13 protein-coding genes are annotated in these 15,756 nt (G+C 38.5%); 11 read left to right on the forward strand and 2 right to left on the reverse strand.

What is annotated here, in order from left to right:
* Positions 1 to 20: 20 nt before the first annotated feature.
* From C4F40_RS07665 to C4F40_RS07710, 9 genes are all read left to right on the forward strand, one after another.
* Positions 21 to 161 carry a transposase gene (locus tag C4F40_RS07665; RefSeq protein WP_449325343.1) on the forward strand — a complete coding sequence of 47 codons (141 nt, stop codon included), beginning with the start codon at positions 21 to 23 and terminating at the stop codon, positions 159 to 161.
* A gap of 253 nt (positions 162 to 414) precedes the next feature.
* On the forward strand, positions 415 to 978 hold the full coding sequence (locus C4F40_RS07670) for a helix-turn-helix domain-containing protein (protein WP_196938751.1): 564 nt from the start codon (positions 415 to 417) through the stop codon (positions 976 to 978).
* A 76-nt stretch (positions 979 to 1,054) separates the two neighbouring features.
* Positions 1,055 to 1,405, forward strand: a complete 351-nt coding sequence (locus C4F40_RS07675) for a VOC family protein (RefSeq protein ID WP_196938752.1) — start codon at positions 1,055 to 1,057, stop codon at positions 1,403 to 1,405.
* Positions 1,406 to 1,592: 187 nt separating this feature from the next.
* Positions 1,593 to 1,814, forward strand: a complete 222-nt coding sequence (locus tag C4F40_RS07680; RefSeq protein ID WP_196938753.1) for a heavy-metal-associated domain-containing protein — start codon at positions 1,593 to 1,595, stop codon at positions 1,812 to 1,814.
* An 11-nt stretch (positions 1,815 to 1,825) separates the two neighbouring features.
* Entirely contained in the window at positions 1,826 to 2,002 is a 177-nt protein-coding gene (locus tag C4F40_RS07685; protein WP_196938754.1) for a DUF3347 domain-containing protein, read from the forward strand.
* Between the two features lie 210 nt (positions 2,003 to 2,212).
* Positions 2,213 to 4,486: a multicopper oxidase family protein gene (locus C4F40_RS07695; RefSeq protein ID WP_196938755.1), complete on the forward strand. Its 2,274-nt coding sequence runs from the start codon at positions 2,213 to 2,215 to the stop codon at positions 4,484 to 4,486.
* A 593-nt stretch (positions 4,487 to 5,079) separates the two neighbouring features.
* A complete protein-coding gene (locus C4F40_RS07700) occupies positions 5,080 to 5,223 on the forward strand; it encodes a hypothetical protein (protein WP_196938756.1) in 144 nt (47 codons plus the stop codon).
* A 66-nt stretch (positions 5,224 to 5,289) separates the two neighbouring features.
* Positions 5,290 to 5,712, forward strand: a complete 423-nt coding sequence (locus C4F40_RS07705; RefSeq protein ID WP_196938757.1) for a response regulator — start codon at positions 5,290 to 5,292, stop codon at positions 5,710 to 5,712.
* Positions 5,713 to 5,837: 125 nt separating this feature from the next.
* Complete coding sequence (locus tag C4F40_RS07710; RefSeq protein WP_196938758.1) at positions 5,838 to 8,810, forward strand: lantibiotic dehydratase; 2,973 nt, start codon at positions 5,838 to 5,840, stop codon at positions 8,808 to 8,810.
* A gap of 3 nt (positions 8,811 to 8,813) precedes the next feature.
* Here the strand turns inward: C4F40_RS07710 and C4F40_RS07715 are convergent, their stop codons facing one another.
* Together C4F40_RS07715 and C4F40_RS07720 are read right to left on the reverse strand one after the other, a co-directional pair.
* Positions 8,814 to 9,521: a LytR/AlgR family response regulator transcription factor gene (locus C4F40_RS07715; RefSeq protein WP_196938759.1), complete on the reverse strand. Its 708-nt coding sequence runs from the start codon at positions 9,519 to 9,521 to the stop codon at positions 8,814 to 8,816.
* Positions 9,522 to 9,596: 75 nt separating this feature from the next.
* A complete protein-coding gene (locus tag C4F40_RS07720) occupies positions 9,597 to 10,532 on the reverse strand; it encodes a sensor histidine kinase (RefSeq protein WP_231389959.1) in 936 nt (311 codons plus the stop codon).
* A 769-nt stretch (positions 10,533 to 11,301) separates the two neighbouring features.
* On the opposite strand from C4F40_RS07720, the gene C4F40_RS07725 reads away from it, so the two are divergent.
* Together C4F40_RS07725 and smc are read left to right on the forward strand one after the other, a co-directional pair.
* A complete protein-coding gene (locus tag C4F40_RS07725; protein WP_196938761.1) occupies positions 11,302 to 12,000 on the forward strand; it encodes a DUF4397 domain-containing protein in 699 nt (232 codons plus the stop codon).
* Between the two features lie 197 nt (positions 12,001 to 12,197).
* Positions 12,198 to 15,740 (forward strand): chromosome segregation protein SMC, encoded by a 3,543-nt coding sequence (gene smc / locus C4F40_RS07730; protein WP_196938762.1) that lies wholly within the window; start codon positions 12,198 to 12,200, stop codon positions 15,738 to 15,740.
* Positions 15,741 to 15,756: the final 16 nt, after the last annotated feature.

Raw genomic sequence — 15,756 nt, forward strand, 5'->3', positions numbered from 1 at the left:
AAAATATCCATCACAAAAAAATATTGAACTACTTCGACAACAAGAGTACAAATGCTTCAGCCGAGTCTTTCAATGCAAAAATAAAAGCTTTCAGAAGTCAGTTTAGAGGTGTAGGGGATATCAATTTCTTCCTATTCAGATTGACCAAATTATTTGCTTAGTCCACAGGTTTTGAAACTGATCCAATCTAGGGTATCTATTAAAATCGAGCTGTTGAGTTCCCCCGCTTCCTGGCCCCGTTCGGCTTGTTCCCGAACCTGCCATTCATAAAATAGCAAAAATACCTTTCACTCTCTCCTCCCCGTTATTTGCATGACAAGCTAATGATTTAGCGTCCAAAAGTAGGATTGGGCGTATAGTTCCAAATGCAGCAGGAATAATTGTATTTTTGTTGAACGACTAAAATTACGAAATATGAATACTCTCTTTATAAAAAATATGGTCTGCAACCGTTGTATTATGGTTGTGCAGAATGAACTGGATAAACTGGGTTTAAAAGTTAAGAACATAAAGCTTGGCGAGGTAATCCTCGAAAAAGAAATTACTTCCAATAAAAAAAATCAATTAGGAGATGTTTTACTTACATTGGGCTTTCAGCTAATTGATGATAAAAAAAGTCGCATCATTGAAAAGATCAAAAACATAATTATCGACCTTGTGCATCACCAAAACAGCGATAGCAAAGCCAACCTTTCAGACGTATTGAGTAGTAACTTGAATCACGACTACAATTACCTCTCCAATCTGTTTTCAGAAATAGAAGGTACTACTATTGAAAAATACTTTATTGCCCAAAAGATAGAAAAGGTAAAAGAACTATTAGTGTATGATGAATTATCTTTAAGCGAAATTGCGTTCCGTTTAAATTATTCAAGCGTGGCCTACTTAAGCAACCAATTCAAAAAAGTAACAGGGCTTACCCCAAGCTATTTCAAGCAAATAAAAGAAGATAAAAGGAAACCTTTGGATAAAGTGTAAGTAGTTTAAGACCGAAGTTGGAAAAATAAGGTAGTTAGTTTTTTTGTTTAATTTTGTTTTACAAAAAAGAAAAGTAATGGCAGAGAATAAGTTAAAACACGAACAAATACAATACCTTGAATTTCTTTCAAACGATATTGCCAGAGCCAAGGATTTTTACACAAAATGTTTTGGTTGGAAATTTACAGATTATGGAACTGGATACACTGCTTTTGAAGGCGACTATGTTGATGGTGGCTTTACTATTGGAAAACCCGTTAATGGGAGTATTTTGGTTGTCCTCTATTCAGATGATATTGAATTGAGCAAAAACAAAGTAATAAGCCATGGTGGTACTATCGTACAGGACATTTTCAGCTTTCCTGGTGGCAAACGCTTTCAGTTCACAGATTTAGACGGTTATGAACTTGCCGTTTGGTCCCTATAAAAGAGCTTCAACCATATTAAAAAAATAAACCCACAGCCCCGAAAAAATTGGGGCTTTTTTTTCCACTGATTTGAAACACAAAACACATTCCGTAAAAGTTACAAATCAAAGCCAAAATAGCATAACAATTGAGAACAACGTTATGCTGAAATTTGTAGAAATAAAAAACAATATAAATTATAAAACAATGGAAAAAAAAGAATTTCAATTCAAGACGAATATTAATTGTGGCGGTTGTGTAGCCAAAGTCACCCCGTTTCTGAATGATGCCGAAGGCGTTTGCCATTGGGAAGTGGACACCAACAACAAAGACAAGGTACTCACCATAAAATCAGACGGAATTACACAAGAACAGATAATTGAAACAGTACAAAAGGCAGGTTTTAAAATTGAATTATTAAACCAATAAAACGACATAAAATGAAAAAAATATTTTTTGGATTGGCAGTAATGCTGTTTGGATTTTCAGTATTTGCCCAGAACACAGGTAGCCTCCTAAACAACTATATCACCGTAAAAAATGCATTGGTCAACAGCGACAGCAAGGCAGCTACACAAGCTGTCAACACACTGTCTCTATCGCAATTTGGAAGTTAGTAAAAAATTCCAACAAAGTAAATGGCGCAGTTTACTATCAGTATTGCCCCATGAAAAAAGCCTATTGGTTAAGCAAGGAAAAAGAAATCAAAAATCCTTATTACGGCTCATCTATGCTTACCTGTGGTAAAGTAGCTGAAACTAAAAAATAATTTAATAAGGCCCTGCTAAACGGCAATGCCTTTAACCATATTTTCAATGTGATTTAAAATGGGTGCACAAAATATTGTTCCAAGTAGACTGTTACTGGTTGTAGTTTTGCTTCTGATAACACAGTTTTCTGTTGCGCAAAAAGTAGTACGCTATGAATTATATGTCAGCGATACACTTGTGACCTATGCAGGTAAAGAGAAAAGAGCGATTGCCGTAAATGGACAGATTCCGATGCCCACACTTGAATTTACTGAGGGAGATACTGCTGAAATAGTAGTGTACAACGAGTTAAAAGAAAGTACATCTTTGCATTGGCACGGCGTATTTCTACCAAATAAGGAAGACGGCGTACCTCATCTTACCCAACAGCCAATTAAGCCCGGCACAATGTACACTTACCGTTTTCCTATCATTCAAAATGGCACACACTGGTATCATTCCCATTCAGGATTGCAGGAACAGATAGGAATGTATGGCAATTTTATAATGAAAAAACGTGATGACGATAAAACGTTTAGAAAAGGAATTGATGACTTGCCTACCGTACCTGTTATTTTAAGCGAATGGACAAACCTCAATCCCGAGAACATTAATAGGATGTTGCATAATGCCAATGATTGGGCCGCTATCAAGAAAGGTGCTACGCAATCATACGTTGAAGCCATCAAGGAGGGACAATTCAAGACCAAAGTAAAGAATGAATGGAAACGGATGCTGGCGATGGACGTAAGCGATATATATTATGATAGGATCCTCATAAATGGAAGCAATTCAACTCAACTAAAAACAGTTGACGGTAAAACTCTAAAGGCAGGAGATAAAGTGCGCCTTCGCATATCCAATGGTGGTGCGTCTTCCTATTTCTGGCTTCGGTACGCAGGAGGTAAAATCACAGTAGTGGCAAGTGATGGCAACGACGTCGAACCTGTTGAAGTAGACAGGCTTATTATCGCTGTATCTGAAACCTATGATTTGGTGGTTACTATTCCGGAAGAAGGTTTTTCATACGAGTTTCTGGCAACAACAGAAGACAGAACACAATCTGCGAGCTACTTTATCGGTAACGGCATCAAGCAACCTATTTCTCCACTTCCACGCTTAAAATATTTCGAGGGAATGAAGATGATGAATGATATGATGAAAATGAACGGCGATTTGGACGATATGGGAATGAAGATGAGCTTGAACCAAATGGATATGAACGTGGTAATGTACCCCGAAATTACCGGAGAGGAAGAAAAAAAAGCAGATCATAGTAAACACGACGGTATGAATATGAACGGTGCCCCAAACCGTTATAATGCAAATGCTTTGGGAGATATTATCACCTTAAATTATGCCATGCTTAAATCTCCGCATAACACAACACTTCCCACACATGCCCCTATAAAGGAAGTAAAATTTACCCTTACCGGAAATATGAACCGTTATGTATGGAGTATGGACAATAAGATACTTTCTGAAACAGATAAAATTCCGGTCAAGAAAGGCGAAATATTACGCATTACCATGTACAACAATTCTATGATGCGCCATCCAATGCACCTGCACGGATTTGATTTTAGGATTATAAATAACAAAGGCGAGAATGCACCTCTTAAAAACGTTATGGATATAATGCCAATGGAAACCAACACAATCGAGTTTTTCGCAGATGAGGAGGGCGATTGGTTCTTTCACTGTCATATTCTGTATCACATGATGGCAGGGATGAATAGGGTGTTCGCGGTAGGCGATTATCAAAACCCCTACTTACCAGACAAGACGAAAGCCTATAAAATGTTACAGAGAGAAAGTAATATGCCTCATTTCATGGCTCAAAATGATTTTGCTACTAATGGAAATGATGGTGAAGCAATGCTCCAAAATGCAAGATGGTCTTTAGGTACCGAATGGCGTTTAGGTTATAACGATATGCACGGTTATGAGGTGGAAACCCATCTGGGAAGATATATCGGAAAAATGCAGTGGTTTATGCCATTTATTGGTTTTGATTGGCGATATCGTAAAATGGGAATGGATGAGCACGAAGTCAATTTATTTGGGCAGAAAAATGAAAAAGATACGCGCCGTGCCTTTAGTTTGGGTGTTATGTACACCTTACCAATGTTAGTTAATTTTCAGGCAGAAGTATATCACGATGGTATTGTGCGCCTGTCGTTAATGCGCGAAGACATACCAGTTTCAAAAAGAATAAGGGCAGGTTTTATGGTTAATACCGACATGGAATATATGGCTGATCTTCGCTATATCATCAGCAAAAATATAGGCTTGCGTACCCATTACGATAGCGATATGGGTTTTGGTGCGGGACTTGCACTGACTTATTAAAACTTAAAATAAGCGTTGATGATTGTGAACCGATTATATTAAAAGCACACAGTTTTCTGCTTTTGCCTAGCACTTTTCGCGCGAAAGTGCTTGCTTCGTCCCGAAACGTATAGAGAAACAAAGTGACCAATTAAGAATATATTGTACATGCTCTGCTGTACGAAGCAAACAACAATTCTTAAAACCATCACAATTCCGCAAGACGATCTATTTATGCAAACACGTAAATTCGCAAAAGGGGTGCACCTTTTGCGAATTTCCATTGGTAAAATGACAGCAGTATTTCGCGTTATGCGGTCCGTCAAAAGGGGACTGCCATCGCAATGTTCTAAGGAAAAGGCTCAGATGATTATCAAAGTCAAACACTTCCATAATGTAACCTCCGCCATCTAGCGCTTCCCAAAACAAACTAATTACCGAACACTGGAAGAAAAACCCAACCAGAGAAAGGTTAATGTATCCTAGGCGTACTGCTTTTAAATTTTTGTCGGAGCTTTTTCCATTTCTATCGTAGCTAAACCCAATTCTATCGAAAAAATTGCGTTTTGTGAATGGTTTCAATCAACTTTGATATAACCAAAAAGACAAAAACAATGAAAACAACAGAAATTAATGCATTTGAAAATTTGGATTTTGAAGTGCAAACTATTTGTTCGGTAGATGCTCCGATGTATGATGAAGCTGATTATGGTAATCGAATGACTACAATCACTATATCATCTTCGGTATTTATCTAAAAAAATCCTATATTCAAAAGAGGATCTGGTTATCTTGCCGAGATTCTCTTTGAATAGTTTAAACAGATGATATACACATCTTCGTTACAGCAAAATATGATTCAAACACTCAAATGCTTTCTTATTGAAGATGAACCGCTGGCTATTCGGCAGCTTGAATCCTTCATTGGAAACAGGGAGATTTTGGAGCTGATAGATATAGTCGATGATGTTGAAAATGTCGCAGATTTTCTCCCTAAACTTATTCATTCAGATATCTTATTTTTAGATATTCAGGTAAAAGGTGGAGATATCAAATCTTTAGCATCTTATATCGCGTCCTTACCGTATGTTATCGTTATTTCCGCGCTTTCTCCAGAAGACTATCCGGATTTTATTAAAAATCGTCATCATTTCGTTCTTCAGAAGCCGATTACGCCGAGCAGGTTCAATGCCTGTATAACAACTATCCTAAAACAAACCGTTGAAACCAATAGTACACTGTCGTGATGTCCAACTTCTCCTGCTTCGATTTCTATCTCTTACGATCACCAAAACTTTCGCTCGAAACAATTTCGGAGTTATTTGCACTCACATCAATGGAGCAACTCGACTTCTACTTCAGACAACTATATATGAAAAGGGACCTTAAAGAGGCACTATTACTCGCCAGCCCTGAATTCTATACAGAGATAGAGAAATGGCTGACAGGAGAGCAAATCCTTACGGAGAAACTCCTTAAAACACTTTACAAATATACGGTGCGAATGGGCATGCGCTGTACCCCGTATGGTCTTTTTGCAGGGATAAGCATGGGCAGAGTTGCTAAAGAAACAAGTGAGAAAACGAGTATGTATAGGAATGGTCATCATTCGGCGAGATTTCGTTTGGATATGCAGTGTCTAACGACTTTGACGCAATTGATTGCGGCCGATCCTATGATTAAAACGCATTTGAAATATTTCAAAAACAACACCATCTATCGTCAAGGCGACTTCTATAAATTCTATCAACACAAACCAAGCATTCATGGCGTCGCTAATTACTTGAGTGCAGCCCGTTCTACAGTAGCACTGGATTATCTCTTAACGGTGATTAAAAATGGTGCAAACTATAGCGAACTGGTTCAAAAACTATGTGAGAAAGGAGCTTCTCGAAAACAGGCTTCTGATTTCGTCGACCAAATCATAGATAGTCAATTACTGGTTTCGGAATTGCAACCAAACGTTACCGGAGCGGATTTTTTCGACCTGATGATGAAAAAAATAATCTTAATAGATCGAGAACAGCGCTATACACCGACATTGAAACGTGTCGATTACTTATTAAAATCAGATCGCCCTATTCTTGAACGACAACAGGAAATTGAGTTACTTTTAAGCCGAAAATTTCCCAAGATTCATTTCAAACACCTGCTGCAAGGCGATCAACTAACCGGGATGCACAAAAATACCCTCGGAAAAATGGATATGGAAAACTTGATTCAACAGCTACAGCAACTGCTCCCTTTGTCAACCGAAGAAGTCCAATATGATCTGGAGCAATTTAAAAAAGATTTTTTAAAAAGGTATGAAGGCCGTATGGTGTCTCTTCTTGAGGTTCTTGATCCCGATACCGGTATCGGTTACGGAAACAGTTCTACGGCCTACCGCCAACAGGACGACCTACTGCATGACATCGACATCCACGGAACGGATATAAAAAAAAGCATTGCAGATAGCCCGAATCTGGAAATTATATTGCAGAAATATCTCGAATCTGTCGAACATAACTATTTAGAAATTTCCTTGCAAGAGTCGGATATACAAGCTTTTCAAAAGATTAAAAAAGAAGCGCAGTCCTTCCCTTCTACTTTCTATGCTATGGGAAATCTATTAGAAGATAATGAAGGAGGTGGCACCCTGAGATTTCATTTGGCCGGTTGCGGGGGCTCATCGGCTGGAAACCTTATCTCCCGATTCGGCGACCTGGATGATGCCCTTCAAAGCAAGCTGAAAGACATCGGTAAGGCCGAACAAGCGAATTATCCGAATGCCATTCTAGCCGAAATTGTCCATCTTCCCGAAGCCCGGACGGGTAACATCTTGCAACGCCCCACGATACGAAAAGCCGAAATAGGACTGTTGGCACAATGTAGCCCAGATGTTTCTTCCATCAAAGCAAGCGACCTTTATCTTTTCATACAAAACCACAGATTGGTATTGTGGTCAAAGCAACTACAGACCGAGATTATCCCTCGCCTCACATCGGCGCACAATTATCAGGGTGGGATAAATCTCTATCGTTTTCTGGGCGATCTTCAATCTCAACAAAACCACCTGAACATCAAATGGGAATGGGGGAAGCTACGAAAGCAGCCTTTTCTTCCACGTGTGCGCTACAAGGACATCATCCTCAGCCGGGCGCGCTGGAATGTCCCTCAGCTGCTCCGTAAATCATCCGCTATTCTGGAAGATGAAATCATCATGGGTATACTCCAAAAGAAATATCATATTCCCAAGCAAGCGGTGTTGACAGAGGGAGACAATGAATTATTGCTGGACTTTTCGCATCCGCTATCGGTAAAAGTCTTTTTAGAAAGACTGTCCAAGGGAGATGTAGTCCTTCAGGAGTTTCTATTTTCCGACTACCGATCTCCATTAAATGATGGCAGGAAAAACACCTATGCCAATGAGGTAATTATACCATTGCGTACCGAGGGGCAAAATAACCAACCTGTTACGCCACCTTTGAGCAGCACATTACGACGGGCCTTTCCGCTCGGAACAGAATGGGTACATGTCAATATCTATTGTGGACCCCAATATGCCGAAAAGCTTTTGCAAGGGTCTATTCCGCATTTGATCCAGCATTTAAAAGAGAAGCAGATACTGAACAAATGGTTTTTTATCCGCTACAATCACCCAGAACACCATATCCGACTGCGGATCGAAGGAAAGTCAGCAAATGATTTCGGCTCTATCGTACAAATAATCCAAAACGTATTTTCGCCAATGCTGCAGGCGGAACAGATTTCCAATATACAGTTTGACACCTACGTTCGCGAAATTGAGCGATATCACGCAGATTGTATGGAAATGAGTGAAGAGCTGTTTTTCAGGGACAGTGAATACGCCTTAGAAATTCTACAAAAATTTCCCTTATCCAGAGATCGATGGCGCTCTGGCATGCTAGGTATCGAGCAGATCTTGAATGAAGCCGGTTATTCATTGGAGGAAAAACGAGATTTTGCGGAAAGGATGCGGATAGCATTCGCGAAAGAATTTGGAAATAACAAAGCCAATGATAAAAAATTCAACGAAAAATTCAGGGATAGAAAAAAACATATCGAAGCCGTTTTACTCACCCAGCAACAAGACGATATACCAACAGGTTGCTTGAAGAAACGCTCGTTAATCGTAAAGAAAATATTTGCATCCATGGAATCACCACTACAGGACCATCCCTTAATTAATAAAAGGAATTCTTTGCTATCGAGCTATATACACATGTTCATCAATAGATTATTTGCCTATGATCAAAGATTGCACGAATTTGCGATCTATCACTTGCTGAGCAATTATTATCGGATGCAGGTGGGTAAAGAGAAATCGCTTCAACTCGTATAGTCTTTATTCTTTTATACCCATACGATTAAAAAACTGTGTTCGGTATCCTAAACCAATAGGAAGCACTTCTTTCGTGTTTTTTAAGATTACTTTGATGGCGTCAACACTTTCTATATGCCCCATGTTAACGATATAAGACCGTTGGATTCTGACGAAGGATTCCCATGGCAACAACCTTTCCATTTCTTTCATCGAATAAGAAGGCGTTTTAACCCCGGTAATCGTAAAAATCTGTACGTAATCTCCCCACGCTTTCACATATAAAACATCAGATGGTTTCAAAAATTCGGTTTTGTTTCTGTCTTTAATCTTGATCGATTGCTCTTGTTTGGCCCTGGTGGCACTATAAGCGAGAGCCTTTTGTACCTTTTCAATACTTTTTAATAACCGTTCCTCGGTCAGTAATGGTTTCATAATATAATCCAATACGTCCAGATCAAAACCTTCGGTAGCATATTCGGGATGCGCGGTTATGAAAATAATAAAAGGGGGATGCGCCAACGATTTTAAGAACGAAATTCCATCCATTTCGGGCATCTGTATATCAGAAAAAATAAGATCAACCTGACCCGTTTTCATCGTGTCCATTGCTTCACCTGGATTTTCAAAAGATCCCAAAAGCTCCAAAACGCCGATTTTTTTGATCAGTTTCTCCAAACGTCCTTTGGCCAAAGGTTCATCCTCGATCAAGATTGCCTTAATTCTATTCATACAACAGGTTATTTATACATCGGCTAATTTACTGAATATCGTTTATTTTACACTTAACAAAGATGTTCAAAAAAATTAGTTAACTTTTTTCTCATGTAGTGCCAAGTCCAGCACAAGATTAACCGTATAGCTATCTTCTTCTTCGGCTACATTTAACGTATAAGAATTACCATAGTTAAGTTCTAGTCTTTTTCGCACATTTCCTATCCCTATACCGCCAATATATCCAACTGGCTTGGGTACATGTCGTACGCCATTAGAAACGCGCATGATAAGTTGTTCGCCCTGCGCTTCAATATACACATTTACCCAGGCATTTTTGTTGCTTGCTTTCGGCCCATGTTTGAAGGCATTTTCGATAAAGGGGAATATAATAAGCGGAACAACCATGCGACCTTCAGCGTTAGATTCCATATGCACGTCTATCTTAACCTTTTCGCTGAATCGAAGTTTTTCCAATTCGATATAGTTTTGCAGAAACGTCAGTTCTACATCCACCGGTACGACCGAACGATTACTTTCGTGAAGAAGATAGTTCATAATTCCGCTTAACTGGGTTATACTTTCCGCCCCTTTTGGATTTTCATCCGTCACCAAGATATAGATATTATTCAGCGTATTGAAAAGAAAGTGCGGATTGATCTGTGATTTGAGGAATGCTAGTTCAAGTTCGACATTGTTTAGCGCCAGCGCTGTATTCTTCAGCGCTAATTCCGTATTTTTCAGTTCCAATGCTGTTTTCTCATTCCGAATACTCACGAAGGCCTGTACTATTTTCATGCTTATTGGAAGGGAAACCAAATAAATAAAATCTAAAAGATAAAATGGCAGAACTGAAGGTTTAAAAAGCCCTGATAGTCCATTTTCTAATGCCATTCGCACATACAATCCCAGTCTTTCATTGGGCGACAAGAACTCCTGGATAAAACCAGCAGCCACGTACGAAAGTCCCCCCCACCAGGTATAGATGACGATGGCCCACGCTAGACACAACAGATACCTCCCTTTCATCAACCACCTGGGAATGATAATATAAGCTGTAGAATAAAATATAGTAGTTACTGCAAATAAATCTTTGACGAGCAAAACCCAAGAATTGTTTCTATCAAGCCTGTTATAAGCGATTGCATACATTGCGCCCATACAGCACCAGAATAATAAATGAAAAAATAAACGCCTTGTGGGCGCATAATTATTAAACAATTTTGCGGTATGTGGCATATAGATTTTGATCGATTGTGCCTTAAAGATAATTTAAACTATTGATTTTCTTGCAAACACAAGATACAAAGGCCACATTTTTATCTCCCTTGCTGCTTCGCAAACCGGACAGGAAAGACCATAAATAAGTACAAAAACTAAATTTCGACTGGTTAAATCTCAATTCTATCGATTTTTTTCCCTTATAAACATTAAAACACCAACATTTGTACATTAACCTTTAAGCTAATATAGCTTATTAAAGTATCTATCTAGAGTTTAAAGAAATGAGAAAAGCGACAGGTACAATAATCAATATCTTGATATTAACAGTTATTCTATTAAATATTGGACTGATCATTGGTTACGATACCAACCTGCTGTACTTAATAGAATTTTGCTTTTGGGTCTCCACTTTTCTTTCGCTATTTCTAACCCCAATTTTAATATATGAAATAAAGAGGGGAAAATAGAACATAGGTTATTTTCATCTTTGGTTTCATTTTTTTTGTTTCTCTTGTAGCTTTCTGAATGTCTCTTTCGTTTTTGATTATAGAAAATGAAACAAAATTGACGACAAATGAAACTATTAAATTTTAAACTCGTACTTACAATTGTACTTGGCGCTGTACTGATGAGCAGCTGTCTAAAGGACAAGGATTATGAACCGGTACCACATGCCGTATTCACCATGGTAAACGGATATACAGAAGCGGGTGGCTTAGCTTATTTTGCAGATAACAACCGCATTCCAATACCATCTGGTTTTTTACCATACAAAGGACTAGAAAGGTATAGAAATTTGTTCGTAGGTAATCGACGCATTCGTATTGTAGATCAAAATCAAAAAGCGATCGTTGATACGAGCTACACTTTTAAAGACAGTACGTCCTACACCTCTTTTGTATTTGGAAATGCTGAAGAAACCAAACACATCATTACAGAAGATCAGTCTGTCGATGATTTGGGAAATAAAGCAGCCGTACGTTTTTTACACCTTTCGAATATTACGGATGAAGTATCTGTATATATAGGATCCGACAGCGAACCGGTTTTTACGGGTCGAGTAACCGAAAGTGCAACATCGCCAGACGAAAATCACTTATTTATTGCTAGAACAAGCGGTAAACAAAACATCATCGTAAAAAATGCAGCTGGAACGACAATAATCGAACGGGAATATGACCTCAAACCGGGAAGGTACACATCTATTACCTTGATAGGTGAGCGAGACAATACCGAAACTCCATTATATCTTGCCATTGCGGAGCAATATTAAACTGCCGTTGTCAGTACGGCACATATAACAGTACTGCAATCGTTGACGAAAAGATTACACTATACAATGAAACAACGTATCAAAGCCTTATAGGACCCCTATAAGGCTTTTGGTTTGTTACTTATCTAATGTCTAACATCTATACGCTAATATCCAAAAATTATGTACTTTCGTAACTTAAATTTAACAATAAGTGAATGGAGCTAACTAAACTTGAAATCAAGGGATTTAAAAGCTTTGGCGATAAGATTACAATAAATTTTAATGAAGGTGTAACGGCAATTGTAGGACCAAACGGATGTGGCAAATCAAACGTGGTAGATGCAATACGTTGGGTATTGGGCGAGCAAAGTACCAAAATGCTGCGTTCCGAGAAAATGGAGAACATCATCTTCAACGGAACCAAAAATCGCAAACCGGCTAACCTTGCCGAAGTATCGCTTACATTCAATAACAACAAAAATATCCTTCCTACCGAGTTTACAACAGTAACCATTACCCGAAAACTCTACCGTAATGGCGATAGTGAATACCGCCTCAATGATGTAAAATGCCGTTTAAAAGACATTACCGATCTATTTTTAGATACAGGCATTGGCGCAGATACCTATTCGATTATTGAATTAAAAATGATCGATGAAATCATTGCTAATAAAGACAATTCACGCCGAAACCTTTTCGAAGAAGCCTCAGGTATCTCGAAATATAAAGTACGTAAAAAACAAACACTAAATAAGTTAAAGGATACAGAAACTGATTTATCACGTGTGGACGATTTGCTCTATGAAATAACAAAAAATCTTAAATCACTGGAGAACCAAGCAAAAAAGGCGGATAAATACTTTAAGTTAAAAGACGAATATAAAGAGGCCAGCATCGGGCTTGCTTATTATCGCCTAGATAGTTTTAGTTCCGATTTACAATCCCTCTCCGAAAAGGAAAAGAACCTTCAGCAGTCGCTTCAGGATACACTGGAAAAAATAGATGCGAAAGAGATTACCTTAAGAAAAGATAGGGAAGATATTCTTGCAAAAGAGAAAGCATTAGCTGCTCAACAAAAAGCGACGAACGAATACACCAATAAAATCCGTTCATATGAATCGGAAAAAAAGGTAAAAAACGAAAGACTACACCATCTGCAGGAAAAAGATGCACGTATCAGCACCGAGCTTAATCTCGACAAACAACAGTTAAGTCATGTAAAATATACCTTAAAAAGACTCCATGAAGAGCTCTACGAAGAACAGGCTAAATTAGATGTTTACCAAGGTGATATCACTAAAAATAAAACAGAGGTCGAAGAATTATGGGGACAACAACATTCTTCAAAAGCGCAACTCGATAAATTTGTTCAGGATAATGTAGAAATCCAAAATAGGATTTATAGCTTGGAAAAAGATATCGCGGTTTTAAATATCCAGAAAGAAGCCTTAGCGCAAGAATCGTTACGTAATATTACCGACACCTCTTCTAAAGAAGCTGAATTAAATCAGTTTAATCAAGCTGTTGAAGAACTTCAACTAAAAGTGGAAGCGCAACAGGAACAGTTTGAAACCGTAGTACACGCTGAAAATGAGTTAGGTCTCAAAATCCAACAGGCTGAACATCAACTCGACCTTGCCAAATTGGAACTAAATAAAGAATCGCGCCTAGTAGATGCGAAACAAAATGAGTACAACCTCACAAAGTCACTTGTAGATAATTTAGAAGGTTTTCCGGAGTCCATTAAGTTTTTACGCAAAAATGCGGGCTGGCATAAGCCATATCCGTTATTTTCGGATATTCTGTTTTGTAAAGAAGAATACCGCGTTGCCATTGAAAATTACCTGGAATCGGTGATGAACCATTATGTGGTGGATAGCCAGACCGACGCTATACAAGCAATCAATTTATTAAGTGATTCTTCACGTGGAAGAGCTAATTTCTTCGTGTTAGCATCTGTGATGCCCGATCAGGAAATCCCCCCTGTTCTTTATCAAGAAAATCTTATTCCTGCAATGCAGGTGATCAAAGTGGATGAGAAGTACAGGTCGCTTTGCTTGGCTTTACTCAAAAATGTCTATTTATTAGAATCTGATGCGGCTAAATCCATCGAGCTGGAATTACCCGATAGTAATGTTATTATTTTACACCACGAAGGGAAGTTCAGTAAGAATAAACTGGGTGTCAGCGGTGGTTCTGTAGGTTTATTCGAAGGTAAACGTATTGGTAGAGCCAAAAACCTAGAAAACCTAGCCAAAGAGATCAAAACCTTAAATCTACGCATTACAGCGCTTCAAAAAATTGAAACGGAACAAACTGAACTATTGGTTTCTTGGCGTTTGGAATCTCAAAAAGATCTCATAGATGAATTGCGACTGCAATTAAATAGGCTGCAGAACGAGTGGACATCCGTAAAAACAAAACAGGAGCAATACCAAGCTTTTATATCCAATAGCCAGACGCGCAAACAGGATATCGAACATAAAATACGCGCTATAACGGAAGAACTCGCTAAATCAGAACCCGAATTAAAAACGCTCCAAGCGGAAAGTGATGAACGACGGAAGAAATTGAATGATCTCCAAGCTACTTTTCAGGAACTGAACGAGTTACTAACTGAAAAATCAAATACGTATAATCAGGAAAACATACGCCTGCATCAACAGCAAAATAAAGTTTCAGGCATCCAAAAAGATCTAGAATACAGGGAAAGTCAGCAAGAGGCGCTGGAAACCCGGGTAGTCAAAAACACGGCGGAACTGGAGCAGGTGAAAATCGGCATGCAGGATGCATTGAAATTTACGGATACCAATGACGACGATCTTCGGGATCTATATGAGCAAAAAGACCTGTTGGAAAAGGCGCTTCATGAAATGGAAGAAGAATTCTATTCTTCACGTAAAGTAATTAATGATCTGGAAGAGGAAGTCGCCCAGCTCCGTAAATCAAAAGATCAATACGACCTTTTGATAACGGAATTCAAAGACAAAAAAACAAATTTACAGATTGATCTAAATTCTTTAAAAGAGCGATTATCCGTGGAATTCAGTATTGATATCAAAACTCTTATGGAGGGAGAAATACCTGAGATAACCGCTTCGCAAGAAGAATTAAATGAAACATGCTCCCGCTTGAAAAAGCAACTTAATGAATATGGATCTATTAATCCAATGGCCAAGGAAGCTTATGATGAAATAATCGAGCGCTATAATTTCATTAATAAGGAGAAAAATGATCTTTTGGAAGCTAAATCAACACTGATGGCAACCATACAGGAGATAGATGGCAACGCTAACGATAAGTTTATGCATGCATTTACAGCTGTTCGCGAAAACTTTATCCATGTATTCCGTTCGTTATTTAACGAAGAAGATAGCTGCGATTTAATTTTAAGCGATCCTAAAAATCCCTTGGAATCAGATATCGATATTATCGCCAGACCAAAGGGAAAGCGCCCGTTATCTATCAACCAGTTATCAGGAGGAGAAAAGACACTTACCTCTACCGCATTATTGTTTTCGTTATACTTATTGAAGCCTGCACCGTTCTGTATATTCGATGAAGTAGATGCGCCTTTAGACGACACGAATATTGATAAATTCAACAATATCATTCGCGAATTTGCGAATCAATCGCAATTTATTGTCGTATCGCACAACAAACGCACCATCGCTAGTACGGATATCATTTACGGCGTGACCATGGTAGAGCAAGGTATTTCGCGCGTAGTGCCGGTCGATTTACGCGATGTTGCTTAATAATAAGATACAAAAG

This window comes from Sphingobacterium pedocola (assembly GCF_015209965.1).
In the GTDB taxonomy this organism is placed as follows: domain Bacteria; phylum Bacteroidota; class Bacteroidia; order Sphingobacteriales; family Sphingobacteriaceae; genus Sphingobacterium; species Sphingobacterium pedocola.

Coding starts and splice junctions, on each gene's coding strand:
- smc (WP_196938762.1), top strand. CDS start 12,198: ATGGAGCTAACTAAACTTGAAATCAAGGGATTTAAAAGCTTTGGCGAT.
- C4F40_RS07680 (WP_196938753.1), top strand. CDS start 1,593: ATGGAAAAAAAAGAATTTCAATTCAAGACGAATATTAATTGTGGCGGT.
- C4F40_RS07670 (WP_196938751.1), top strand. CDS start 415: ATGAATACTCTCTTTATAAAAAATATGGTCTGCAACCGTTGTATTATG.
- C4F40_RS07705 (WP_196938757.1), top strand. CDS start 5,290: ATGATATACACATCTTCGTTACAGCAAAATATGATTCAAACACTCAAA.
- C4F40_RS07725 (WP_196938761.1), top strand. CDS start 11,302: ATGAAACTATTAAATTTTAAACTCGTACTTACAATTGTACTTGGCGCT.
- C4F40_RS07710 (WP_196938758.1), top strand. CDS start 5,838: ATGAAAAGGGACCTTAAAGAGGCACTATTACTCGCCAGCCCTGAATTC.
- C4F40_RS07675 (WP_196938752.1), top strand. CDS start 1,055: ATGGCAGAGAATAAGTTAAAACACGAACAAATACAATACCTTGAATTT.
- C4F40_RS07685 (WP_196938754.1), top strand. CDS start 1,826: ATGAAAAAAATATTTTTTGGATTGGCAGTAATGCTGTTTGGATTTTCA.
- C4F40_RS07720 (WP_231389959.1), bottom strand. CDS start 10,532: ATGAAAGGGAGGTATCTGTTGTGTCTAGCGTGGGCCATCGTCATCTAT.
- C4F40_RS07715 (WP_196938759.1), bottom strand. CDS start 9,521: ATGAATAGAATTAAGGCAATCTTGATCGAGGATGAACCTTTGGCCAAA.
- C4F40_RS07695 (WP_196938755.1), top strand. CDS start 2,213: ATGGGTGCACAAAATATTGTTCCAAGTAGACTGTTACTGGTTGTAGTT.
- C4F40_RS07700 (WP_196938756.1), top strand. CDS start 5,080: ATGAAAACAACAGAAATTAATGCATTTGAAAATTTGGATTTTGAAGTG.